Raw genomic sequence first — 23759 nt, 5'->3', positions numbered from 1 at the left:
TCCCGTCGTCACCCCTCATTCCTGGAGTCCCGCGATGGCCACTCCCCTGTCCCACACTCCTCCCTCCCCGCTGCGGACCGTCGCCGTCGTCGGCCTCGGCACGATGGGCACCGGCATCGCCGAGGTGCTGGCCCGGGCCGGCCGTGACGTGATCGGCATCGACATCAGCGAGGCTCAGGCCGTGAAGGCCGTCGCCGCGCTGGAGGCGTCCACCGCCCGTGCCGTGGAGCGCGGGCGCCTGACCGGACAGGAGCGCGCCGACGCCCTCGCCCGGATCCGCACCGCCACCGGCCTCGCGGCCGCGGCCGACGCCGACCTCGTGATCGAGGTGGCGCCGGAGTCGTACGAGGTCAAGCAGCAGATCTTCCGGGAACTGGACGGGATCGTGCGCCCCGGGACGATCCTGGCGACCGGCACCAACGCGCTGTCGGTGACGCGGCTGGCGGCCGATTCGGCCCGTCCGGAACGGGTGCTGGGCATGCACTTCTTCAACCCGGCACCGGCGATGAGGCTGGTCGAGGTGGTCTCCTCGGTGCTGACCGCGCCGGAGGCCGTCACGGCCGTCACCGATCTCGCCCTGGAACTGGGCAAGGAGCCCGTCGCGGTCGGCGACCGGCCCGGTTTCGTCGCCGACGGGCTGCTGTTCGGGTACCTCAACCAGGCCGCGGCGATGTACGAGGCGCACTACGCCTCCCGCGAGGACATCGACGCCGCGATGCGGCTCGGCTGCGGGCTGCCGATGGGCCCGCTGGCGCTGCTGGACCTGATCGGCGTGGACACCGCGCGGACGGTCCTGGAGGCCATGTACTCCGCCTCCCACGACCGGCTGCACGCCCCCGCGCCGATCCTGAGGCAGCTCAGCGAGGCCGGCCTGACCGGCCGCAAGGCGGGGCGCGGCTTCTACACGTACGAGGCGCCCGGCAGCGCGGTCGTGGTGCCGGACGCCCTGACCCCGCGTGCGGGCAAGGCCCCGGTCGCCGGCCGTCCCGTGCGCTCGGTGGGTGTCGCGGGCTCGGGCACCATGGCGTCCGGCATCGCGGAGGTGTTCGCCAAGGCCGGGTACGAGGTCGTCCTCGCCGCCCGCAGCGCGGAGAAGGCGCGGACCGCCAAGGCCCGTATCGGGAAGTCGCTGGCGCGCGGCGTGGACAGGGGCAGGCTGACCGCGGAGGCCGCCGCCGAGGCGCTGGAGCGGATCACGCCGACGGGGACGTACGACGACTTCGCGGACGTGGACCTGGCGGTGGAGGCGGTCGCGGAGGACCTGGAGGTCAAGCGGCAGCTGTTCGCCGCGCTGGACAAGGTCTGCAGGCCGGGTGCGGTGCTGGCGACCACCACCTCGTCCCTGCCCGTCGTCGCCTGCGCCCGCGCCACCTCGCGCCCGCAGGACGTGATCGGCATGCACTTCTTCAACCCGGCGCCTGCGATGAAGCTGGTCGAGGTGGTCCGCACGGTGCTGACCGCGGACGACGTGCACGCCACCGTCCGCGAGGTCTGCGCCGAGATCCGCAAGCACGCCGTGGACTGCGGCGACCGGGCCGGGTTCATCGTGAACGCGCTGCTGTTCCCGTACCTCAACAACGCGGTCAAGATGGTCCAGGAGCACTACGCGACGCTCGACGACATCGACGCGGCGATGAAGCTGGGCGGCGGCTACCCGATGGGCCCCTTCGAGCTGCTGGACGTGGTCGGGCTGGACGTGTCGCTGGCCATCGAGAAGGTCCTGCACCGCGAGTTCCGCGATCCGGGTCTCGCTCCGGCGCCGCTGCTGGAGCACCTGGTGGCCGCGGGCTGCCTCGGCCGCAAGACGGGCCGCGGCTTCCGCGAGCATGCCCGCCGCTGAGCGGCCGGGCGACCGGTTCCGGTCCGGGGAGGACTGGGGCGGACTGCTCGATCCGGCCACCTCTCCCCCGCCTTCCCGGGCCGCTTCTCCCCCGTCCTCCCCGGCCGCCCCCTCCCCGTCCTCCCCGGCCGCCGCTCCCCCGTCCCGCTCGGGCGGGGGAGCCCCCGGACCCCCCGGACCCTCCGAACTCCCCGGTCACGCGCATGACGGCGCGCACATGCAGTACGTTCGGTGCATGTCCCAGCCCGCCAAGTCCTCACGTACACCAGCTACGCCCGACGCGCCGGAGAGCGCGGCCGGCAGCCGGGCCGCCGCCCAGCGGCTCAAAATGCGCCGGGAGCTGGCGGCCGCGGCGATGGAGCTGTTCGCGACCAAGGGGTACGAGGCGACCACCGTCGACGAGATCGCGGCCGCGGCCGGCGTCGCCCGGCGCACCTTCTTCCGCCACTTCCGCTCCAAGGAAGAGGCGATCTTCCCGGACCACGACGACACCCTGGTGCGCGCCGAGGCGGTGCTGAACGCGGCGCCCGCGCACGAGCATCCGCTCGACACGGTGTGCCGTGGCATCAAGGAGGTCATGAAGATGTACGCGGCCCGGCCGGAGATCTCGGTCGCCCGCTACAAGCTGACGCGCGAGGTGCCCACCCTGCGCGAGGCGGAGATCGCGTCGGTGGCCCGCTACGAGCGCCTCTTCACCCGCTACCTCCTCGGCCACTTCGACGAGCACGCCCACGACGACGACGCCAACGACGACCCGCTGCTGGCGGAGGTCGCCGCCTCGGCCGTGGTCACCGCCCACAACCACGTCCTGCGGCGCTGGCTCAGGGCGGGCGGGCAGGGCGACGTGGAGGCCCAGCTCGACCACGCCTTCTCGATCGTGCGCCGGACGTTCGGCACGGGCATCGGCGCCGGGCGCGGCACGGCGTCCTCGCGGCCGGCCGTCCCCGCCTCCTCCGCGGCCTCCGTGGAGGGCGAGGTGCTGGTGACGGTCGCGCGGACCGACGCGCCCCTGCACGAGGTCATGCGCACCATCGAGCAGGCCCTCAAGGAGCGCTGACCCACCCCTTCCCCTTGTGACGACCTGTGACGACGGCCACCCTCCGGGTGGCCGTTTTTGCACGTCAACGCCCCTTTCCCGCCTCTTCCCGACCCCCGTTCGATCGATCATCGCTCATCTGTCGGGTAAAGATTTCATCTGAGAAGAAGTTCTGGCACTCAGTGCCTTGCAGGGTGACACGCGGTGTCATACGTTGAGGGTGTCCGGGCTGTCCCCGCACCCATCCCCTGCGCGCCCGGCGCCTGCGTCACAGGCACTTTCACCAACTCCTCTGCACCACCGACGTACCCATCGGCGCCCCTCCCTCAGGGCGCTCACCGCCGGAGGCAACACCGTGACCGTGAAGGACATCCTGGACGCGATCCAGTCGCCCGAATCCACGCCGGCCGACTTCGCCGCACTGCCGCTCCCCGAGTCGTACCGCGCGATCACCGTGCACAAGGACGAGACCGAGATGTTCGCGGGCCTCGAGACCCGCGACAAGGACCCGCGCAAGTCGATCCACCTCGACGAGGTGCCGGTGCCCGAGCTGGGCCCCGGCGAGGCCCTGGTGGCCGTCATGGCCTCCTCGGTCAACTACAACTCGGTGTGGACCTCGATCTTCGAGCCGCTGTCGACCTTCGGCTTCCTGGAGCGCTACGGCCGCACCAGCGAGCTGGCCAGGCGCCACGACCTGCCGTACCACATCATCGGCTCCGACCTCGCGGGCGTCGTCCTGCGCACCGGACCCGGCGTCAACTCCTGGAAGCCCGGCGACGAGGTCGTCGCGCACTGCCTCTCCGTCGAACTGGAGTCGTCCGACGGCCACAACGACACGATGCTCGACCCCGAGCAGCGCATCTGGGGCTTCGAGACCAACTTCGGCGGCCTCGCCGAGATCGCGCTGGTCAAGTCCAACCAGCTGATGCCCAAGCCCAAGCACCTCAGCTGGGAGGAGGCCGCCGCCCCGGGCCTGGTCAACTCCACCGCCTACCGGCAGCTGGTCTCCCGCAACGGCGCCGGCATGAAGCAGGGCGACAACGTCCTGATCTGGGGCGCGAGCGGCGGCCTCGGTTCCTACGCCACCCAGTTCGCGCTGGCCGGCGGCGCCAACCCGGTCTGTGTCGTCTCCTCCCCGCAGAAGGCGGAGATCTGCCGCTCCATGGGCGCCGAGGCGATCATCGACCGCAACGCCGAGGGCTACCGGTTCTGGAAGGACGAGAACACCCAGGACCCCAAGGAGTGGAAGCGCTTCGGCAAGCGCATCCGCGAACTCACCGGCGGCGAGGACATCGACATCGTCTTCGAGCACCCCGGCCGCGAGACCTTCGGCGCGTCCGTCTTCGTCACCCGCAAGGGCGGCACCATCACCACCTGCGCCTCGACCTCGGGCTACCTGCACGAGTACGACAACCGCTATCTGTGGATGTCCCTGAAGCGCATCATCGGCTCCCACTTCGCCAACTACCGCGAGGCCTGGGAGGCCAACCGCCTGATCGCCAAGGGCAAGATCCACCCGACGCTCTCCAAGGTGTACCCGCTGGAGGAGACCGGCCAGGCCGCGCACGACGTGCACCGCAACGCCCACCAGGGCAAGGTCGGCGTGCTGTGCCTGGCGCCCGAGGAGGGCCTGGGCGTGCGCGACCACGAGATGCGCGCCAAGCACCTCGACGCCATCAACCGCTTCCGCGACATCTGAGAAGGCCGGGGGCACAGATGACCGAGCGTCAGAAGGACCGGCCGTGGCTCATGCGCACGTACGCCGGCCACTCCACGGCCGAGGCGTCCAACGAGCTGTACCGGCGCAACCTCGCCAAGGGGCAGACGGGTCTGTCGGTCGCCTTCGACCTGCCGACCCAGACCGGCTACGACTCCGACCACGTCCTCGCCCGCGGCGAGGTGGGCCGGGTCGGGGTGCCGGTCGCGCACCTCGGTGACATGCGCCGGCTGTTCCAGGACATCCCCCTGGAGCAGATGAACACCTCGATGACCATCAACGCCACGGCCATGTGGCTGCTGGCGCTCTACCAGGTCGTCGCCGAGGAGCAGGGCGCGGACATCACCGAGCTCCAGGGGACGACCCAGAACGACATCGTCAAGGAGTACCTGTCCCGCGGGACGCACGTCTTCCCGCCGGGGCCGTCGCTCCGCCTGACGACGGACATGATCGCGTACACGGTCTCCCACATGCCGAAGTGGAACCCGATCAACATCTGCAGCTACCACCTGCAGGAGGCGGGCGCCACGCCGGTGCAGGAGATCGCGTACGCGATGTCCACCGCGATCGCCGTGCTCGACGCGGTGCGCGACAGCGGCCAGGTGCCCCAGGAGCGCATGGGCGACGTCGTCGGCCGCATCTCCTTCTTCGTCAACGCGGGCGTCCGCTTCGTCGAGGAGATGTGCAAGATGCGGGCCTTCGGGCGGATCTGGGACCGCATCACCCGCGAGCGGTACGGCATCGAGAACCCCAAGCACCGCCGCTTCCGCTACGGCGTCCAGGTCAACTCGCTCGGCCTGACCGAGGCCCAGCCGGAGAACAACGTCCAGCGGATCGTCCTGGAGATGCTGGCCGTCACCCTCTCCAAGGACGCCCGCGCCCGCGCCGTGCAGCTGCCGGCCTGGAACGAGGCGCTCGGCCTGCCCCGCCCCTGGGACCAGCAGTGGTCGCTGCGCATCCAGCAGGTGCTGGCGTACGAGAGCGATCTGCTGGAGTACGACGACCTCTTCGAGGGCTCGAAGGTGGTCGAGGCGAAGGTCGACGAGCTGGTCCGGGAGTCGCTGGCCGAGATCGGGCGCATCCAGGAGATGGGCGGCGCGATGGCGGCCGTCGAGTCCGGCTACCTCAAGTCGCAGCTGGTCGCCTCGCACGCCGAGCGCCGGGCCCGGATCGAGTCGGGCGAGGAGAAGATCGTCGGTGTCAACGCCTTCCAGGGCACCGAGCCCAACCCGCTGACCGCCGACCTGGACACCGCGATCCAGACGGTCGACCCGGCGGTGGAGGCCCGCGTCATCGCCTCGCTCCAGCACTGGCGGGACACCCGCTACCAGCCGCCCTTCAACCACCCGCGCCCCTGCAAGGCGCTGGAGAAGCTGAAGGAGGCCGCGCGCGGCACCGAGAACCTCATGGAGGCCACCCTGGAGTGCGCCCGCGCCGGCGTCACCACCGGCGAGTGGGCCGGGGCGCTGCGCGAGGTGTTCGGCGAGTACCGCGCGCCGACCGGGGTGTCCTCGGCGCCGGTGGCGGTCGCCGCCGAGGAGGGCTCGGCCCTGTCCGGGGTGCGCCGCAAGGTGGAGCTGACGGCGCGGGACCTCGGTGTCGGCAAGCTGCGCTTCCTGGTCGGCAAGCCCGGCCTGGACGGCCACTCCAACGGCGCCGAGCAGATCGCCGTGCGGGCCCGCGACGCCGGGTTCGAGGTGGTCTACCAGGGCATCCGGCTGACCCCGGAGCAGATCGTGGACGCCGCCCTCGCCGAGGACGTGCACGCGGTGGGCCTGTCCGTCCTCTCGGGCTCGCACGCCCAGCTCGTCCCCGACGTGCTGGAGCGGCTCCGTGTGGCCGGTGCCACAGATATACCGGTGATCGCCGGTGGCATCATCCCAAGCGGTGACGCCGAACTGCTGCGGGCCGCGGGAGTGGCCGCGGTCTTCACCCCGAAGGACTTCGACATCACCGGCATCATCGGCCGGATCGTCGACGAGATCCGGAACGCGAACAAGCTCGACCCCCTGGAGGTCCCCGCATGACGACAGTCGACCGCCTTCGCCCCCGCCGCTCCTGCCTGGCGGTCCCGGGAAGCAACCCGCGTTTCCTGGAGAAGGCCCAGGGCCTCCCCGCGGACCAGGTCTTCCTGGACCTGGAGGACGCCTGCGCGCCGCTCGCCAAGCCCGAGGCCCGGCACACCATCGTGAAGTTCCTCAACGAGGGCGACTGGACCGGCAAGACCCGCGTCGTGCGCGTCAACGACTGGACGACCGAGTGGACGTACCGCGACGTCGTGACCGTCGTCGAGGGCGCCGGCCAGAACCTCGACTGCATCATGCTGCCGAAGGTCCAGGACGCCCGGCAGATCGTCGCCCTGGACCTCCTGCTCACCCAGATCGAGAAGACGATGGGCTTCGAGGTCGGGCGGATCGGCATCGAGGCGCAGATCGAGAACGCGCAGGGTCTGAACAACGTCAACGAGATCGCGCAGGCCAGTCCCCGCCTCGAGACCATCATCTTCGGCCCGGCCGACTTCATGGCGTCCATCAACATGAAGTCCCTGGTCGTCGGCGAGCAGCCGCCCGGCTACCCGGCGGACGCCTACCACTACATCCTGATGAAGATCCTGATGGCCGCCCGCGCCAACAACCTCCAGGCGATCGACGGCCCCTACCTCCAGATCCGCAACGTCGACGGCTACCGCGAGGTCGCCCGGCGCGCCGCCGCCCTCGGCTTCGACGGCAAGTGGGTGCTGCACCCGGGCCAGGTCGAGGCGTCCAACGAGATCTTCTCGCCGTCCCAGGAGGACTACGACCACGCCGAGCTGATCCTGGACGCGTACGACTACTACACGTCCGAGGCGGGCGGCAAGAAGGGCTCCGCGATGCTCGGCGACGAGATGATCGACGAGGCCAGCCGCAAGATGGCCCTGGTCGTCGCGGGCAAGGGCCGTGCGGCCGGCATGCGGCGCACGTCGAAGTTCGAGATCCCGGAGGGCTGAGGGCGATGCAGTTCGGACGCACCTACGAGGAGTTCGAGGCCGGCGCGACCTACAAGCACTGGCCCGGGAAGACGGTCACCGAGTACGACGACCACCTCTTCTGCCTCCTCACCATGAACCACCACCCGCTCCACATGGATGCGAACTACGCCGAGAGGACGACGGATTTCGGCAGGAACGTGGTGGTCGGCAACTACGTCTACTCGCTCCTGCTCGGCATGTCGGTCCCCGACGTCTCCGGCAAGGCCATCGCCAACCTGGAGATCGAGTCGCTCAGGCACGTGGCGCCCACCTTCCACGGCGACACGGTCTACGGCGAGACCACCGTGCTCGACAAGTGGCCGTCGAAGTCCAGGAGCGACCGCGGCATCGTGCACGTCGAGACCAGGGGCTACAAGCAGGACGGCACGCTGGTCTGCGTCTTCCGCCGCAAGGTGATGGTGCCCACCGAGACGTACATCAAGGAGCGCGGCGGCGAGCAGCCGGGCCGCCCCGAGCCGAAGGAACAGGGGAAGTAGAAGATGAGCCGCCTCGCCCAGACCCACGGCCTCACGGACGTCCAGCGGGAGATCCTCTCCACCGTCCGGGACTTCGTGGACAAGGAGATCATCCCGGTCGCGACCGAGCTGGAGCACCGGGACGAGTACCCGCAGGACATCGTGGACGGGCTGAAGGAACTGGGCCTGTTCGGTCTGATGATCCCGGAGGAGTACGGAGGCCTGGGCGAGTCGCTCCTCACCTACGCCCTGTGCGTGGAGGAGATCGCCCGCGGCTGGATGTCGGTGTCCGGCATCATCAACACGCACTTCATCGTGGCGTACATGCTCAAGCAGCACGGCACGCAGGAGCAGAAGGACCACTTCCTGCCCCGCATGGCCGCCGGCGACGTCCGGGGCGCGTTCTCCATGTCCGAGCCGGCGCTCGGCTCGGACGTGTCGGCCATCACCTCGAAGGCGGTGAAGGACGGCGACGAGTACGTCCTCACCGGCCAGAAGATGTGGCTGACGAACGGCGGTACGTCGTCCCTGGTGGCCGTTCTGGTGAAGAGTGACGAAGGACACCCCGAGGGCACGGCCCCGCACAAGTCGATGACGACCTTCCTGGTGGAGAAGGAGCCCGGCTTCGGCGAGGTCCGCCCCGGCCTGACCGTCCCCGGCAAGATCGACAAGATGGGCTACAAGGGCGTCGACACGACCGAGCTCATCATGGACGGCCTGCGGGTTCCCGCCGACCGGGTGCTCGGCGGCGTCACCGGCCGGGGTTTTTACCAAATGATGGACGGCGTCGAGGTCGGCCGCGTCAATGTGGCGGCGCGTGGCTGCGGCGTCGCTCAGCGTGCCTTCGAGCTCGGTGTCCGGTACGCCCAGCAGCGCCACACTTTCGGCAAGCAGATCGCCCAGCACCAGGCCATTCAGTTCAAGCTCGCGGAGATGGCCACCAAGGTCGAGGCCGCGCATGCGATGATGGTGAACGCTGCACGCAAAAAGGACTCGGGCGAACGAAACGACCTGGAAGCGGGGATGGCCAAGTACCTCGCCTCCGAGTACTGCAAGGAGGTCGTGGAGGACGCCTTCCGGATCCACGGCGGGTACGGCTTCTCCAAGGAGTACGAGATCGAGCGGCTCTACCGCGAGGCCCCGATGCTTCTGATCGGTGAAGGGACCGCCGAGATCCAGAAAATGATCATCGGCCGCCGACTGCTCGAAGAGTATCGATTCCAGGGTTAGATGTCCGGATACGGGGTGTTTTCTTGGAGAAGAAGGTCACACCCCGTAGGCACTGTTCGGCCGCCGACTCGGCTTCCTGGCTTACCCAGTTGCGGCTGATTGCCGCTACGATCGCCGGAAAGCCGCCGTCCCCCGTCAGAGCGCGGCATCATCCGCTACGAAGGTCATCCATGCCCCACAGCCAAATCTCTGCATCTCGCGACAGCCTGGCCGGCGTACGCCTCGCGCGCGGAGCATCGCCGTGGCTTCTGCCGACCGTCGCCACCGCAGCCGTCAGTCTGGTCCGTGCCCGCCGCTCGGGCGTGGCCAAGGCCGTCGCCGTCCCCGCCACCGCGCTCGCGGCGGGGATGCTGTGGTTCTTCCGCGACCCCGAGCGCGAGATCGCCCAGGGCAGGGTCATCTCGCCCGCCGACGGTGTGGTGCAGAGCATCATGCCGTGGAAGGACGGCAGGACCCGCGTCGCGATCTTCATGAGCCCGCTCAACGTCCACGTCAACCGCGCCCCCCTGGCGGGCACGGTGACCTCCGTCGAGCACGTTCCCGGTGGCTTCGTTCCCGCCTTCAACAAGGAGAGCGAGAACAACGAGCGGGTGGTGTGGCACTTCGACACCGAGCTCGGTGACATCGAGATGATCCAGATCGCCGGTGCGGTGGCCCGCCGCATCGTCCCCTACGTGCCGCAGGGCACGAAGGTGGAGCAGGGCGAGCGGATCGGCCTGATCCGCTTCGGCTCGCGCGTCGACCTGTACCTGCCGGAAGGCGTGGAGGTCGCGGTCGAGGTGGGGCAGAAAACGGTGGCTGGGGTGACTCGAATTGACCGTGGTTGATCCACAGACCCAGGCCGGCTGGGTGCCCGAGGCCGACGAGGCGGACGACGAGGAGGAGATGCCTCTCTCGCTCCGCCTGTCGATAGCGGACACCCTCACCCTGGGCAACGCCACGTGCGGCTTCATGGCGGTGTACTTCACCACCACCGGCATCCTGATCCCGCACCTGACGGGCAGCGAGGAGTCGGGCATGGCCCGGCACAGCGCGGCCACGGCGGTCATCCTGATGCTGTGCGCGGCGATCTTCGACCTGTTCGACGGGCTCGTGGCGCGCAAGCTGCGCAGCTCGCCGATGGGCGCCGAGCTGGACAACCTGTCCGACCTGATCAGCTTCGGGCTGGCGCCGGCGTACTTCGTCCTGGTCTACGGGATGGTCGCGCACGACGCGTACCAGCGGGTCGCGGCGGTGGGCGCGATCGTGGTGCTGCTGGCGGTGGTGCTCAGGCTCGCGAGATTCTCCTGCGTCACCGTGAAGGACGGCACCTTCCAGGGCATGCCGTCCCCGTTCGGCGCGCTGACGGTGGTCTCGATCGTGCTGCTGGAGCTGCCCTTCGTGGCGACGCTCCTCGCCATCATCGGGACGGCCTGGCTGATGGTGAGCCGGGTCGAGTACCCGAAGCCGCGCGGGCGCCTCGCGGTGGCGATGCTGTCGTGGATCGTCCTGTCGATGGGCCTGCTGGCCGGCTGGGCCTTCGACGCGCCGAGCGGACAGCTGCTGCTGCAGACCGGATGTGCGCTGCAGCTGGTGATGGGCGCGGTGATCCCGCTGTTCGCCACGGCGCGGCGGGTGAACAACTTCCGCGGCAGCCGGCGGGAGGCGCGGGCGGCGCAGCTGCCGTAGCGCTACCGCTGAGTGGGGCCCCGGACCCGGGTCGGGTCCGGGGCCCTTCTGTTTGTGCGTGTCCGGTGCCGGTGTGGACGTCCCCGGGGACTCCGCCCCCGGGGGCGGGAAGGGGGAAGGGCGGCGGGGGCGAGACCCCCCTGCGCTCCCCTACGCCAGGAAGTCCCGCGCGATGCGCTCCGCGACCCGCTCCAGGATGGGCCCGGCATCGGCGATGCACTTCGCCACGTCCGGCTCCTCGTCCGTCAGCGGATACGCCCGCCGGATCCCGGCCCGCCCCAGCACCTCCGGCGCCAGCGCCAGCCGCCCGCACACCGCGACGACCTCCTTGCCCGCGGCCCGCGCCGCCGCCGCGACACCGGCCGGCGCCTTCCCGTGCAGGGTCTGCTCGTCCAGCGAGCCCTCCCCCGTGATCACGAGCTCGGCCCGCTCCAGCGCCGGCGCGAAGCCCAGCACGTCCAGCATCACCTCGATGCCGGCCCGGAACCGCGCGCCCATCAGCATCGCGCCGAACCCGATGCCGCCCGCGGCTCCCGCGCCCGGCGAGGCGGCGTACTCGGCGGCCCGCGCGCCCACCGTCCCCTCCAGGACCTTCGCGAAGTGCGCGAGAGCCGCGTCCAGCGTCTCCACATCCTCCGGCGTGGCGCCCTTCTGCGGGCCGTAGACCGCCGGGGCGCCCTTGGGGCCGGTCAGCGGGTTGTCGACGTCGCTCGCGAGCACCAGCTCGACGTCCGCCAGCCGCGGGTCCAGGCCGGACAGATCAGCCGAGGCCAGGTCGGCGAGACCGCCGCCGCCCGGTGCCACCGGCTCCCCGTCCTCGCGCAGGAACCGCGCGCCCAGCGCGGACAGCATGCCCGCGCCGCCGTCCGTGGTCGCGCTGCCGCCGACCCCGAACACGATCGTCCGCGCGCCCGCGTCCAGCGCGGCCCGCAGCAGCTCGCCCGAGCCGCGGGTGGAGGCGGTCAGCGGGGCCAGGACACCGGCGGGCAGCCGCTGCAGCCCGCTGGCCTCGGCCATCTCCACGACCGCGGTGTCACCGCGCAGCGCGAACGCCGCCGTCACCTCGTCCCCGAGGGGCCCGGCGACCCGTACCTCCCGGCGTTCGAAACCGGCCGCGACCGCCGCGGCCACGGTGCCGTCGCCGCCGTCGGCGACGGGCAGCGCCTCGACCTCCAGGTCCGGCACGATGCGGCGCAGCCCGGCCGCGACCCGCTCGGCGACCTCGACGGCCGTCAGCGAGCCCTTGAACTTGTCCGCGGCGACGAGCACCCGGCGGGCCCCGTCCACTGCAGCGTCAGCCACCTTGTCTCCCCTTGCTCTTCGAGCCTTGCGCACGTCAAGGCAGTCGCGCCGCTGCGACCTTAACCGCAGCACACCCCCGCCGTCATGCCCCTGCCCGCTCCGTGGAACGCCCCGCCGGGCGTGCGCGGGCCCGGGCGGGGGCGGGTGGTCTAGAACAGGGCCGCCCCCGCCCTCCCCCGCTCGAAGTCCAGCAGGCGCTGCTTGCGGGCCAGGCCGCCGCCGTAGCCGGTGAGGCTGCCGCTCGCGCCGATGACGCGGTGGCAGGGGACGATGATGCCGATCGGGTTGCGGCCGTTGGCGAGGCCGACGGCGCGGGAGGCGGTGGGGTTGCCGAGGGCGGCGGCGAGTTCGCCGTAGGTGCGGGTCTCGCCGTAGGGGATCTTCCGGAGCTGGTCCCAGACCGTGCGCTGGAAGGGGGTGCCGTCGAGACGCAGGGGGAGGGTGAAGTCGGTCAGGTCACCGGCGAAGTAGGCCTCCAGCTGTTCCTCGGCCTCGGCGAAGGGGCGTTCGTCACGGGTGCCGAAGGTCTCCTCCGGCGGGCGGTGGCGCTGGTCGGTCATGTAGAGGCCGCACAGGGTGCCGTCCTCGGCGACCAGGGTGAGGGGGCCGTAGGGGCTGTCGATCACGGTGTGCTGTTTCATGTCGGTTCCTCGTACGGGGTCAGACGGGCAGGAAGTTGATCGGGTGGTCGTCGGTCGCCCACAGGTACTGGACGGCGTACGCCCGCCAGGGCCGCCAGGCGGCCGCGCGGGCGGTGAGCGCCGCCGGGGTGGAGGGCAGGCCCAGTTCGCGGGCGGCGCGGCGGATGCCGAGGTCGGTGGGGAGGAAGGCGTCCGGGTCGCCGAGGGCGCGCATGGCGATGACGTCGGCGGTCCAGGGGCCGAAGCCGGGGAGGGCGAGGAGGCGGGCGCGGGTCTGCGCCCAGTCGCTCTCGACGCCCAGGTTGAGGGAACCGTCGGCGAGGTGGCGGACGAGGGTGGTGAGGGTGGTGCGGCGGGTGCGGGGCATCGCCAGGGTGTCCGGGTCCACCCCGGCCAGTGCCGTCGCGGACGGGAAGAGGTGGGTGAGGCCGCCCTCGGGGTCGTCGACCGGGTCGCCGTGGGCGGTGACCAGGCGGGCCGCGTGGGTGCGGGCGGCGGCGGTGGAGACCTGCTGGCCGAGGACGGCCCGTACGGCGAACTCGGCCTCGTCGACGGTGCGCGGGACGCGGCGGCCCGGTGCCTTGTCGACGAGCGGCGCGAGCAGCGGGTCGGCGCGCAGCTGGTCGTCGACGGCCGTCGGGTCGGCGTCCAGGTCGAGCAGGCGGCGGCAGCGGCTGATGGCGACGGTCAGGTCGCGCAGGTCGGTGAGGGTGAGCCGGCAGCCGATGTGGCCGGGGTTCGGGGTGAGGGCGACGACGCCGTGGCCGTGCGGGAGGCGCAGGGTGCGGCGGTAGGAGCCGGTGGAGGCACCTCCCACGCCTTCGGGGCTGTGGGGGATCCACTCCTCGACGCCGGGTACGGCGGTGGCGGCGAGGTGGCCGAAGAGGTTGTCGGGGTTGAGGGGGGTGCGGAAGGGGAGGCGGAGGGTCAGCGCGCCGCCGGGGGCAGCGGCCGGCCGGTCCTTGGGCGAGCGGCGGGCGCGCAGCTCGGTCGGGGAGAGCGCGAAGACCTCGCGGACCGTGTCGTTGAAGGTGCGGATGGAGGAGAAACCGGCGGCGAAGGCGATGTCCGCCATCGGCAGCGGAGTCGTCTCGATCAGCAGACGGGCGGTCTGGGCGCGCTGCGCGCGGGCGAGGGCGAGGGGTCCCGCGCCCAGCTCGGCCAGCAGCTGGCGTTCGATCTGCCGGGTGCTGTAGCCGAGCCGGGCGGCGAGGCCGGGGACGCCCTCGCGGTCCACGACGCCGTCGGCGATCAGGCGCATGGCGCGGGCGGTGAGGTCGGCGCGCCGGTTCCACTCGGGGGAGCCGGGGCTGGTGTCCGGGCGGCAGCGTTTGCACGCCCGGAACCCGGCCTGCTGGCAGGCCGCCGCGCTCGGGTAGAAGACCATGTTCGCCGGTTTGGGCGGCACCACCGGACAGCTGGGACGGCAGTAGATGCGGGTCGTCAGGACCGCGGTGAAGAACCAGCCGTCGAAGCGCGCGTCCTTCGACCGGACGGCGCGCACGCAGCGCTCGGTGTCGGTGTGCATTCCCGTCTGCATGCGTCCAGGATGGTCCACCGGGCGGGCCGGGGCTGGCGGGAATCCGACATGGGCCTCACGCTTCCTGCGCCTCGCCGGATCGCCACGCGGACTCGCGCAGCAGCCGCAGCCCGTTGAGGCCGACCAGCACGGTCGAGCCCTCGTGCCCGGCGACGCCGAGCGGCAGCGGGAGGTGGCCGATCAGGTCCCACAGGACGAGCGCCGTGATGAAGGTGCCGGCGATGACCAGATTCTGCAGCACCAGCCGGCGGGCGCGGCGGGAGAGGCGTACGACGGCGGGCACGGCGGTCAGCTCGTCGCGGACCACGACGGCGTCTGCGGTCTCCAGGGCCAGGTCGGAGCCGGCGCGGCCCATGGCGATGCCGGCGTGGGCGGCGGCGAGGGCGGGGGCGTCGTTGACGCCGTCGCCGACGAAGAGGACCTTGCGGCCGGCGCCCTCCCTCTCCCGTACGGCCGCGACCTTGTCCTCGGGCAGCAGGCCGGCGCGGACGTCGGTGATGCCGGTCGCCTCGGCCACGCGGGCGGCGGCGGGCGCGTGGTCGCCGGTGAGCAGGACGGGGGCGGTGCCGGTGAGGGCGGTCAGCTCGGCGGTGGCCCCGGCGGCGTCGGCGCGCAGGCGGTCGGTGAGGGCGAGGGTGCCGAGCGGGGTGCCGTCGCGGGTGACCTGGACGGTGGTCTCGGCGCCCTCGGGTGCCTCGGCGCGGCCGACGTGGATCTCGCGGCCGTCGACCACGGCCGTCACGCCGCGGCCCGGGGCCGCCGTGAAGTCCTGGGCGGAGGCGATGCGCAGGCCGCGCGCGCGGGCGGCGGCGACGATCGCGCGGGCCAGCGGGTGCTCGCTGGGGTGCTCGGCGGCGGCCGCGAGGGCAAGGAGGGCGTCCTCGTCGAGACCGGAGCCGGGCAGGGGGCGTACGGCGGTCACCTCGGGGGTGCCCTCGGTGAGGGTGCCGGTCTTGTCGAGGGCGGCGGTGTCGATCTCGCCGAGGCGTTCCATGGCGACGGCCGACTTCACCAGGACGCCGTGGCGGCCGGCGTTGGCGATGGCGGAGAGCAGGGGCGGCATGGTGGCGAGGACGACCGCGCAGGGCGAGGCGACGATCATGAAGGTCATGGCGCGCAGCAGGGCGTCGGTGAGCTCGGCGCCGAAGGCGAGCGGGACGCCGAAGACCGCGAGGGTGGCCACCACCACGCCGACCGCGTAGCGCTGCTCGATCTTCTCGATGAACAGCTGCGTCGGCGCCTTGGTGCGGGACGCCTCCTCGACGAGGGTGACAATGCGGGCGATGACCGAGTCGGCGGGGTCGCGCTCCACGCGGACGCGCAGGGCGCCGGTGCCGTTGAGGGTGCCGGCGAAGACGTCGTCGCCGGGGCGTTTGAGGACGGGGACGGACTCTCCGGTGATGGTGGCCTGGTCGACCTCGCCCTCGCCGCCGAGGACCGTGCCGTCGGCGCCGATCCGCTCGCCGGGCCGGACCAGGAGGACGTCGCCGACGGCGAGGTCGGCGGTGGCGACGGTCTCCTCGCGGTCCCCGGTCACCCGGGTCGCGGTGGTGGGCGCGAGGTCGAGCAGGCCGCGCACGGAGTCGGCGGTGCGGGCGGTGGCCAGGGCCTCCAGGGCGCCGGAGGTGGCGAAGATGACGATCAGCAGGGCGCCGTCGAGGACCTGCCCGATGGCCGCCGCGCCGAGCGCCGCGACGATCATCAGCAGGTCGACGTCGAGGGTCTTCTCGCGCAGCGCCCGCAGGCCCTCCAGCGCGGGCTCCCAGCCGCCCGCGGCGTAGGCGAGCGCGTACAGCGGGCCGTACGTCCAGGCGGGGGCACCGCCGAGGTCCAGGGCGAGCGCGGCGAGGAAGGCGAGCAGCGAGGCGAGCGCCCAGCGCGCCTCGGGCAGGGCCAGGACACGGGTGCGGCGGACGGGGGTCTGCCGGGCGGGCGCGGGGGCGGGGCTGGGGGCGAGGGTCGTGGACACGCGGACACCATACAGGAACACATGAAGACTCGTTCATTCTTTCATCCGGTCGCCGGTCATGCGTACGGGCCGGATGCGTAAGATGACCGGCATGGGTCACGGAGCCGTCACCACCGCGCAGGACGCGGCCGAGCGCGTGCGCCTGGACGCGGACAACGTCGCCAAGGTCGCCACCACGCTCCAGGCCCTGTCCACGCCCTCCCGGCTGCTGATCCTCGCGCGGCTGCGCGAAGGACCGCTGCCCGCCACCGAGTTGGCGGCGGAGGTCGGCATGGAGCAGTCGGCCTGCTCCCACCAGCTGCGCCTGCTGCGGAACCTGGGACTCGTCGTCGGCGAGCGGCGCGGCCGTTCCGTGGTGTACGCGCTGCACGACCACCATGTCGCCGAGCTGCTGGACCAGGCCGTCTACCACGTGGAGCACCTGCGGCTGGGGATCAGCGACGCGGCTCGGTGAGCAGCTCCCGCATGGTCTCGGCGGCGCGTACCGCGGCGTCCGCGCAGCAGTTGTTGAAGAGCACGTGCAGCTCGTCCGCCTGTGCGGCGGCGCGCCGGAGCCGGGGCACCCAGGCGGCCAGTTCGGCGGCGGGGTAGTCGTACCGGAAGCGGTCCTCCTTGCTGCCCCTCCCCCACACCGGGCTGCGCCCGTGGAAGCGGACGACGGCGAGGGCCGTCCGGGTGACCGGCGCGATGGGCGGCAGGGAGGCGGGCAGCCCCTGGGCCATGTCGGTGCCGACGGCCGAGGCGCCCAGCGCGGCCAGCAGGGCGTGGGTGGTGTCCGCCCGGTGCGGCGCCCACCAGTCCGGGTGCCGGAACTCCACGGCGAGCGGCCAGCCCTCCGTGCGCCGGGCGCAGTCCTCGAGCGCCGCCTCGGCCGGGGCGCCGGGTACGAACCACGGCGGGAACTGGAACAGCACGGTGCCCAGCCGCCCGGCCTTCCGCAGCGGCGCGACGGCGTCGGCGAAGCGCCCCCACACCTCGTCCAGCAGCCCCGCCTCCGCCTGCCCGCGCCTCAGCCGGCCGGGGTCGGCCCCGCGCAGGTCGGCGGGCAGGGCCTCCGGGCGGGTGGGGTGGCCGGTCAGCAGGGAGAACGCCTTGACGTCGAAGCGGAAGCCCTCCGGCGTGCGCTCCACCCACAGCTCGCTGTTGCGGCGGCTCGGCAGCGCGTAGTACCCGGCGTCCACCTCGACGACGGGCAGCCGTGAGGCGTAGTGCCGCAGCCGCCCCTCGGCGTCCCGCCGTCCGCGCGGGTACCAGCCGCTCGCGACCAGCTGCCGGTCGGTCCAGGAACACGCTCCCACCAGTACGTCACCCATGGGAGTCCGGGTTGCCCCGGACTCCCGGTTCATCCTCCGTCATCCGGTGGCCGTGGGGCGCCGCGCGGCGGCCGTCGCCTCCTTCACGTCGGTCAGCGGGCGCAGCCGGTAGGTGTAGGCGTAGTCCCGGTCGGCGAAGAGCTTGAACTCGTCGTGCGTGTGCGCGCCCCAGCTGTTGTCGCCGCCGACGCCCATCTGCCGGTGGTTCAGGCGCAGGACGACCGCGTCCCTCGGGGTGAGCTGGTAGTCGTGCCGCACCCCGCCGGACAGGTCCTCCGGGGTGAAGTGGGAGGCGTTGACCTCCAGCAGGGGCTCACCGGAGGCGAGCAGGCCGACGCCGCGGGAGTCGGTGAGGGCGACCCAGCGGACGTCGGTCCTGTTGCCGTTCTCCTGCGGGCGGATGTAGGGCGTCCACTGCCCGGCGACGGTCCCGGAGTACAGGCCGACGTCGGTGCCGGTGTTGCGGTCCCAGTGGTTCTCCTCGGGGCCGCGGCCGTACCAGTGGATCCGGTCCAGGGAGCGCGGCAGGAACAGCAGCGTGCCGACCTCGGGGATGTACGGCAGGTTTGGTGCGCCCGGGCGCAGCGTGTGGTCGACCTTGATCTCGCCGTTGCCGAAGACGGTGTACGTGGTGGTGTACGCCGACTCCACGGTGGTCGGCAGGGTGCCGGAGACCTTGATCTCGACGGCCCGGCCGCCCAGGGTCCGCACGGCGACGCCGGTGACCTTGCGCCGGGCGCCCGCGTCGCGCCAGGTCTGGTTGCGGGTGTGCTGGCCGTTGCCCTTGTCGTTGTCGGTGGGCGCCCGCCAGAAGTTGGGCACCGGCCCCGAGGTGATCAGGCGGGTGCCCTTCGCCTCGTACGAGGTGATGGTGCCGGTGCGCTTGTCGACGGTGAGCGAGAAGCCCCGGCCGTCGACCCCGACCTCGTCCTCGCCGTCCCGGTGGCGCAGGGTCGGCACCCGGTCCAGGGGCACGGGCGTCACGGCGGGGACGTCCGTCTCGAGGGCGAGCTGGTGCCGGGCGACCTCGAAGCCGGCCTTCGCCCAGGGGGTGGCCTCCTTGGTGGTGAAGGACAGCTCGAGGAAGTACTCGGTGCCGGGCGCCGGGTCGTCCGGCAGCCGCACGGGGACGGTGATGTCCTTCCTGGACAGCGGTGCCACGGCCAGCTGGTCCCGGGTGAGCCGTCCGCGACGTACGGTCTCGCCGTCGGCGACCAGTGCCCAGTGGCCGTCGAACTCGCGGAGGTCGGTGAACAGGTACTCGTTGACGAGGGTGACCGCGCCCGGGCCGCCGGAGCGCCGCTCGACGCCGACCGCCTGGTAGACCCGCTTGACCTCGGCGGCCTTGCCGGTGTGGCGCCGGTCGGCGGTGACGATGCCGTCCGCGACGAAGGCTCCGTCGTTGGGGTTGTCGCCCCAGTCGCCGCCGTAGGCGAGGAAGGTCTTCTCCTTCGGCCGCCTCTGCTCCGTCCTCACGGTCGCCGCGTCGAACCAGAACCGCACGCCGTCGTCGCCGGGGCCGCGGCCGTCCCGGGCCAGTTCGGCGGCGGTGAGGGCGCGGGCGTAGACGCGGGCGCGGCGGATCGTGCCGCTGAACTCGCGGGTCTGGTTGTCCATGTCGGTGGCCAGGGCCAGGGACGCGGTGTTGCTGCCGGGCCGCCGGTCGGTGGTGCGGGTCGCCCGGCGCTCGCCGTCGACGTACAGGGTGAGGGTGCCGGCGTCCGCGTCGAAGACGCCCGCGACGTGGTGCTCGCGGCCGGTCCAGTCCTCGGGCACGGTCCAGGTGGCGGTGATCCACCGGCCGCCGGAGTGGATGAAGAACTCCAGCGTCCGGTTGTTCAGCTTCAGCGCGTACTGGGTGTCGCCCTTGGCGATGATCGGCTGGTGGTAGCCGGTGAAGCGCGGGGTGACCCAGGCCTCCAGGGTGAGCGAGCCGGTGAGGTCCAGGCCCTCGTCGCGGGCGAAGACCGTGCCGCCCGACAGGCCCTTGCCGCGTTCGAAGGTGCCGGAGGCGGCGAGGATCTCCCCGCGCAGGGCTGCGGGGCCCTCCTCGGTCAGCAGGATGCGGCGCGGCACCGGCCAGGTCAGCGACTGGTCGGCGAAGTCCCAGATCCAGCCGCCCTGGAGCACGTCGTGGGCGCGGACGATGTCCCAGTACTTCTTGAGGTTGCCGGTCGAGTTCCCCATCGAGTGCGCGTACTCGATCATCACGTACGGCCGGGTGTCCGAGGTGTCCCTGGCACGCTGCTCGACGCGCTGCGGGGTGTCGTACATCTCGGAGCGGATGTCGCTGATGCCCGGGCGGTCGTCGCCCTCGTACTGGATGACGCGGGTGGGGTCGTAGGAGCGGATCCAGTCGTGCATGGCGGTGAAGGTGGAGCCGCCGCCCGCCTCGTTGCCGAGCGACCAGATGACGACCGAGGCGTGGTTCTTGTCGCGGTGGACCATGTTCTGGGCGCGGGCCACGCAGGCCCTCGTCCAGTCGGGGTGGTCGCCGGGGTACTCCTCGCGGACGCCGTGGGTCTCCAGGTTGGTCTCGTCGACGAGGTAGAGGCCGTACTCGTCGGCGAGTTCGTACCACAGCGGGTTGTCCGGGTAGTGCGAGGTGCGGACGCTGTTCATGTTCATCCGCTTGATGATCTTGATGTCCTCGACCATGTCCTCGCGGGTGAGTGCGGTGCCCCGGTCGGGGTGCATCTCGTGGCGGTTGGTGCCGCGGAAGGAGACGGGCTTGCCGTTGATCCGCATCAGCCCGTCCTCGAGGGCGAACTCGCGGATGCCGACCCGGTGGGACAGCGTCTCGACGACCTTGCCGGCCGGGTCGCGCAGCCGCAGGACGGCCGTGTAGAGGTAGGGGTGCTCCGCGGACCACAGCCGGGGCTTCGGCACGGCCTTCGCCGCCCGCACGGTGACGTCCCGGCCGGCGCGGACCGTCCCGAGGTCGGCGGTCTGCTCCAGGGGGCGGGACCAGACGGCGTGGCCCCGGGCGTCGTAGAGCTGGGTCTCGACGGTGTACCGGCCGGCGTCCTTCGCCCCGTCGCCGTACGCCCGCACGCTTGCGGTGACCGCCAGTTCGGCGGCCGTGTACGTGTCGTTCAGCGGGGTGTCCAGCTTGAAGTCGCGCAGGTGCACGGCCGGGGTGGAGTAGAGGTAGACCGAGCGGAAGATGCCGCTCAGCCGGATCATGTCCTGGTCCTCCAGCCAGTCGCCGTCGGAGTAGCGGTAGACCTCCACGGCGATCTGGTTGGTGCCGGGCCTCAGGTGGTCGGTGATGTCGTACTCGGACGGAGTGTAGGAGTCCTCGTCGTAGCCGACCGGTTCGCCGTTGATCCACACGTAGTGGGCGGACTTGACGCCCTCGAAGTGGAGGAAGGTGCGGCGGCCCTTCCAGCCGCGGGGGACGGTGAAGGTGCGGCGGTACTGGCCGACCGGGTTGTAGCGGGTCGGCGCGGCGGGCGGCCGCGGGTCCTCGCCGCGGCCGTTGGGGCCCCAGTACGGGTAGGTGATGTTGAGGTAGATCGGGAAGTCGTGGCCGTGCAGCTGCCACACGGACGGGACCGGGATGGTCCCCCAGCCGCCGTCGTCCAGGTCGGTGCGGTGGAAGTCGGCGTCCCGGTCCTCGGGGCGGTCGGCGTAGGCGAACTTCCAGGTGCCGTCGAGGCTCAGCCGGTACGGCGAGTCGGTGCGGTCGGCGGCGAGGGCCTGTCTCACGTCCGCGTACGGCATCAGCGTGGTGTGCGGCGGCTCGGTGCCGAGCCGGAAGACGCCGAAGTCGTTCCACTCCGGGGTCTCGTCGGCCGCCGCCCGTCGCCCGGCCGCGTGCGCGGTGACGGGCGACGCGGCCAGGGCGAGCGCGCCGAACGCGGCGGCACCGCCCTCCAGGAGACGGCGGCGGCTGACGAGCGGGCGGGGGCGGGGGGCGGCCGGGGTACCGGCGGGTGTCACGGGCGAGTGCGGCATGACCGTGGCCTTCCGTGTGGCTTCGGGGGCGGCTCAACGCACGGTGCTGTACCGGGAGTCGGCAGTGGTACGGATGCCAACTGGCGGTGATGGAGCGGCTACTGAATCAGGGGTCACCCTAGGACCCGAACACAACCGAATCAATTACCCCGTCGGACTTTGTGGGTTCCTGAGGGGCGGTGAGCCTTCCGGCTCCGTACGGACCTCCGCGTGCACCACGAGGTAAGGGACGTCCAGCCGGACGCCGCCGTCGGTGGCCCGATTGTGCTCCTCGAACAGCACGGCGAGAGCGGTGCGTGCCCGGTCCCAGCGTCCGGCGGCTTCGAGGGCCCGGCGGTGGGCGCGCAGTGGCCCCGGTTTGTTCTCGAAGACCGCGACCGCGTGCGCGACGGACGGGTAGCGGACCTCGACCCGCTCCTCCCGGGTCGTCACGGTCACCGGCAGGGAACGGAACCAGCCGCGGACGTAGGCGGATTCGCCCCAGCGGGTCGGCGGTGCGCCGGCCGGTGGCGAGCCGAGGTGCCGGGTGACCGTGGGGGCGATCCGGCCCAGGACCCCGTCCGGCGTCCAGGAGGCCACTGCGACGAGACCTCCGGGACGGCAGACGCGGACCAGTTCGGCGGCGGCACGGGCGGGGTCGGGAGCGAACATCACGCCGAAGGTGGACAGGACGAGGTCGAAGACGCCGGACGCGAACGGCAGAGCGAGCGCGTCGGCGGCCACGAGACGTACCGTGCGGCCCGCCCTCGTTCCGTCCGCCCGGGCCGCGGCGGCTCGCAGCAGCCCCGTCTCCCGGTCCAGTCCCACCACCCGGACTCCCGCCCGGGCGGCGGCGAGCGCGGCGGGGCCGGTACCGGTGCCCACGTCCAGCACCCGGGGCGCGGCGGGGCCCGGACCGTCCCGCCGGGCGTACCGGGTGTACCGGGTGATCGCCTCGTGCACGACGTCGTCCGCGGCGTGGGCCCACGCGTCCCCGGCGGCGGCATAGTCACCGCCGCACCAGTCGCCGGTCACCGCTGCCCCCGGCCGGCGAGGCGGTGGAGCGTCACACCGTGGGCGGCCAGCGTCTCGGGCAGCGCGGCCAGGGCCGGAAGCTGTTCGATGTGGTGGACGCCGGACGGTACCGTCCCGGTGAGCAGTTCACGGGTGGCGTACGCGGCCACGAGCGCGGTGACCCGGCTCTGTTCGCGGCCGGTGAGCGCGTACGCCGCGTGCCGGTCCCCGCGCCACGCGTCCACCCGCACCGCGAAGTCGTCCCGGCCCAGGCGGACTCGGTGGAGTGCGCCGGTCAGCGACCGCAGTACCCGTGGCCGGCCCACGGCCCGCAGCAGTCCCGTGCGACGCAGCCCGAACAGCGCCGCGGTCAGCGGACGGGAATCCAGACACAGCCGGGTCGTGACGTCCGCTCCCCCCAGGGTGTGCGGCAGGGTGTGCTGGTCGGAGAACGGGAAGGGGTACGCGGTCCGCATGCCGTGTTCCGGCAGGACCGTTGCGCGCGGCGCGGCCGACGCGGGCTCGCCCAGGCCGGCGAGGGTCCAGCGCAGGGCGTCGGCGCCATGCCGTTCACCTGTGCCCAGCAGCAGTGTGATGTCGATGCGTCCGGCGCCGCCGACGGCCTCGTGGGCCCGGCGGGCCAGCAGATTGGTCAGCCCCGGGGCGACGCCCACGCTGAGCAGGGCGGTGGCCCCGGCGGCCGTGGCCGTTCCGGACAGGGCCGCCACGGCGTCGAGGCGGCGGGCGGTGGCTCCCACGTCGACCAGATGCACGCCGCGTTCCAGACAGAGCCGGGCGACGGACGCGTCGGGGGGTTCGACACACAGCACGACGGCCGCGACGTCGCCCAGGTCGTCCAGTACACGCCGGAAGCCCACCGCGTCGGTGACGTCCACGCGCACTCCTGCGAGCCGCCGCGCCCTGGCCCCGTCCCGCCCCCCGGGCACCACCCGGCCCGGAAACCACTCGCCGAGGACGGAGGTCACGCCGGTACCGACGGCGCCGTACCCGCCGGCGATCAGGATGCGCCCGTCAGCACCGTCCCGTTTCACTGTAGTCATACTCCA

Annotated in this window: 18 protein-coding genes; 10 read left to right on the top strand and 8 right to left on the bottom strand. The window is 72.3% G+C overall.

Translation table 11 applies throughout. The annotated features are described in order from the left end of the window. The first annotated feature begins 34 nt into the window (after positions 1-34). The 9 genes from ACFYOJ_RS19990 (at position 35) to pssA (ending at position 10974) form a co-directional block, all read left to right on the top strand. A complete protein-coding gene (locus tag ACFYOJ_RS19990) occupies positions 35-1840 on the top strand; it encodes a 3-hydroxybutyryl-CoA dehydrogenase (protein WP_356552891.1) in 1806 nt (601 codons plus the stop codon). 235 nt (positions 1841-2075) lie between these two features. Beyond that, positions 2076-2897 carry a TetR family transcriptional regulator gene (locus ACFYOJ_RS19985; protein ID WP_356552892.1) on the top strand — a complete coding sequence of 274 codons (822 nt, stop codon included), beginning with the start codon at positions 2076-2078 and terminating at the stop codon, positions 2895-2897. Between the two features lie 340 nt (positions 2898-3237). Next, positions 3238-4575, top strand: coding sequence for a crotonyl-CoA carboxylase/reductase (gene ccrA / locus ACFYOJ_RS19980; RefSeq protein ID WP_356553009.1), 1338 nt, complete (start codon positions 3238-3240; stop codon positions 4573-4575). Between the two features lie 17 nt (positions 4576-4592). Then, entirely contained in the window at positions 4593-6620 is a 2028-nt protein-coding gene (locus ACFYOJ_RS19975; RefSeq protein WP_356552894.1) for a protein meaA, read from the top strand. Then, a complete protein-coding gene (locus ACFYOJ_RS19970) occupies positions 6617-7579 on the top strand; it encodes a CoA ester lyase (RefSeq protein WP_356552896.1) in 963 nt (320 codons plus the stop codon). Before ACFYOJ_RS19975 ends, ACFYOJ_RS19970 begins: the two co-directional genes overlap by 4 nt. A gap of 5 nt (positions 7580-7584) precedes the next feature. Continuing rightward, on the top strand, positions 7585-8097 hold the full coding sequence (locus ACFYOJ_RS19965; protein ID WP_356552898.1) for a MaoC family dehydratase: 513 nt from the start codon (positions 7585-7587) through the stop codon (positions 8095-8097). Positions 8098-8100: 3 nt separating this feature from the next. Further along, on the top strand, positions 8101-9306 hold the full coding sequence (locus ACFYOJ_RS19960) for an acyl-CoA dehydrogenase family protein (protein WP_356552900.1): 1206 nt from the start codon (positions 8101-8103) through the stop codon (positions 9304-9306). Positions 9307-9476: 170 nt separating this feature from the next. Beyond that, a complete protein-coding gene (locus ACFYOJ_RS19955) occupies positions 9477-10133 on the top strand; it encodes a phosphatidylserine decarboxylase (RefSeq protein WP_356552902.1) in 657 nt (218 codons plus the stop codon). A gap of 22 nt (positions 10134-10155) precedes the next feature. Further along, complete coding sequence (gene pssA, locus ACFYOJ_RS19950) at positions 10156-10974, top strand: CDP-diacylglycerol--serine O-phosphatidyltransferase (protein WP_356553011.1); 819 nt, start codon at positions 10156-10158, stop codon at positions 10972-10974. A 150-nt stretch (positions 10975-11124) separates the two neighbouring features. On the opposite strand, the gene ACFYOJ_RS19945 is transcribed toward pssA, so the two are convergent. The 4 genes from ACFYOJ_RS19945 to ACFYOJ_RS19930 all read right to left on the bottom strand — a co-directional run bounded on the left by ACFYOJ_RS19945 (position 11125) and on the right by ACFYOJ_RS19930 (position 16426). Next, positions 11125-12261 (bottom strand): glycerate kinase, encoded by a 1137-nt coding sequence (locus ACFYOJ_RS19945; RefSeq protein WP_356553013.1) that lies wholly within the window; start codon positions 12259-12261, stop codon positions 11125-11127. 164 nt (positions 12262-12425) lie between these two features. Continuing rightward, on the bottom strand, positions 12426-12917 hold the full coding sequence (locus ACFYOJ_RS19940) for a methylated-DNA--[protein]-cysteine S-methyltransferase (protein WP_356552904.1): 492 nt from the start codon (positions 12915-12917) through the stop codon (positions 12426-12428). Positions 12918-12936: 19 nt separating this feature from the next. Continuing rightward, positions 12937-14457: an AlkA N-terminal domain-containing protein gene (locus tag ACFYOJ_RS19935; protein WP_356552906.1), complete on the bottom strand. Its 1521-nt coding sequence runs from the start codon at positions 14455-14457 to the stop codon at positions 12937-12939. 55 nt (positions 14458-14512) lie between these two features. After that, on the bottom strand, positions 14513-16426 hold the full coding sequence (locus tag ACFYOJ_RS19930) for a heavy metal translocating P-type ATPase (protein WP_356552908.1): 1914 nt from the start codon (positions 16424-16426) through the stop codon (positions 14513-14515). Between the two features lie 91 nt (positions 16427-16517). On the opposite strand from ACFYOJ_RS19930, the gene ACFYOJ_RS19925 reads away from it, so the two are divergent. After that, positions 16518-16880, top strand: a complete 363-nt coding sequence (locus ACFYOJ_RS19925) for a metalloregulator ArsR/SmtB family transcription factor (protein WP_356552910.1) — start codon at positions 16518-16520, stop codon at positions 16878-16880. Here the strand turns inward: ACFYOJ_RS19925 and ACFYOJ_RS19920 are convergent. The 4 genes from ACFYOJ_RS19920 to ACFYOJ_RS19905 all read right to left on the bottom strand — a co-directional run bounded on the left by ACFYOJ_RS19920 (position 16861) and on the right by ACFYOJ_RS19905 (position 23753). Further along, positions 16861-17739, bottom strand: coding sequence for a DUF72 domain-containing protein (locus tag ACFYOJ_RS19920; RefSeq protein ID WP_356552912.1), 879 nt, complete (start codon positions 17737-17739; stop codon positions 16861-16863). The genes ACFYOJ_RS19925 and ACFYOJ_RS19920 overlap by 20 nt on opposite strands. A gap of 39 nt (positions 17740-17778) precedes the next feature. After that, a complete protein-coding gene (locus tag ACFYOJ_RS19915) occupies positions 17779-21699 on the bottom strand; it encodes a glycoside hydrolase family 2 TIM barrel-domain containing protein (protein WP_356552914.1) in 3921 nt (1306 codons plus the stop codon). Positions 21700-21843: 144 nt separating this feature from the next. Continuing rightward, on the bottom strand, positions 21844-22713 hold the full coding sequence (locus ACFYOJ_RS19910) for a class I SAM-dependent methyltransferase (RefSeq protein ID WP_356552916.1): 870 nt from the start codon (positions 22711-22713) through the stop codon (positions 21844-21846). Further along, entirely contained in the window at positions 22710-23753 is a 1044-nt protein-coding gene (locus ACFYOJ_RS19905) for a saccharopine dehydrogenase (RefSeq protein WP_356552918.1), read from the bottom strand. The genes ACFYOJ_RS19910 and ACFYOJ_RS19905 overlap by 4 nt, the downstream gene beginning before the upstream one ends. Positions 23754-23759: the final 6 nt, after the last annotated feature.

Source organism: Streptomyces sp. NPDC006384, from assembly GCF_042870695.1.
Taxonomy (GTDB): domain Bacteria; phylum Actinomycetota; class Actinomycetes; order Streptomycetales; family Streptomycetaceae; genus Streptomyces.
Note: the sequence above shows the minus strand (reverse complement) of the source record. Positions and strands in the feature narration are given on the sequence as shown.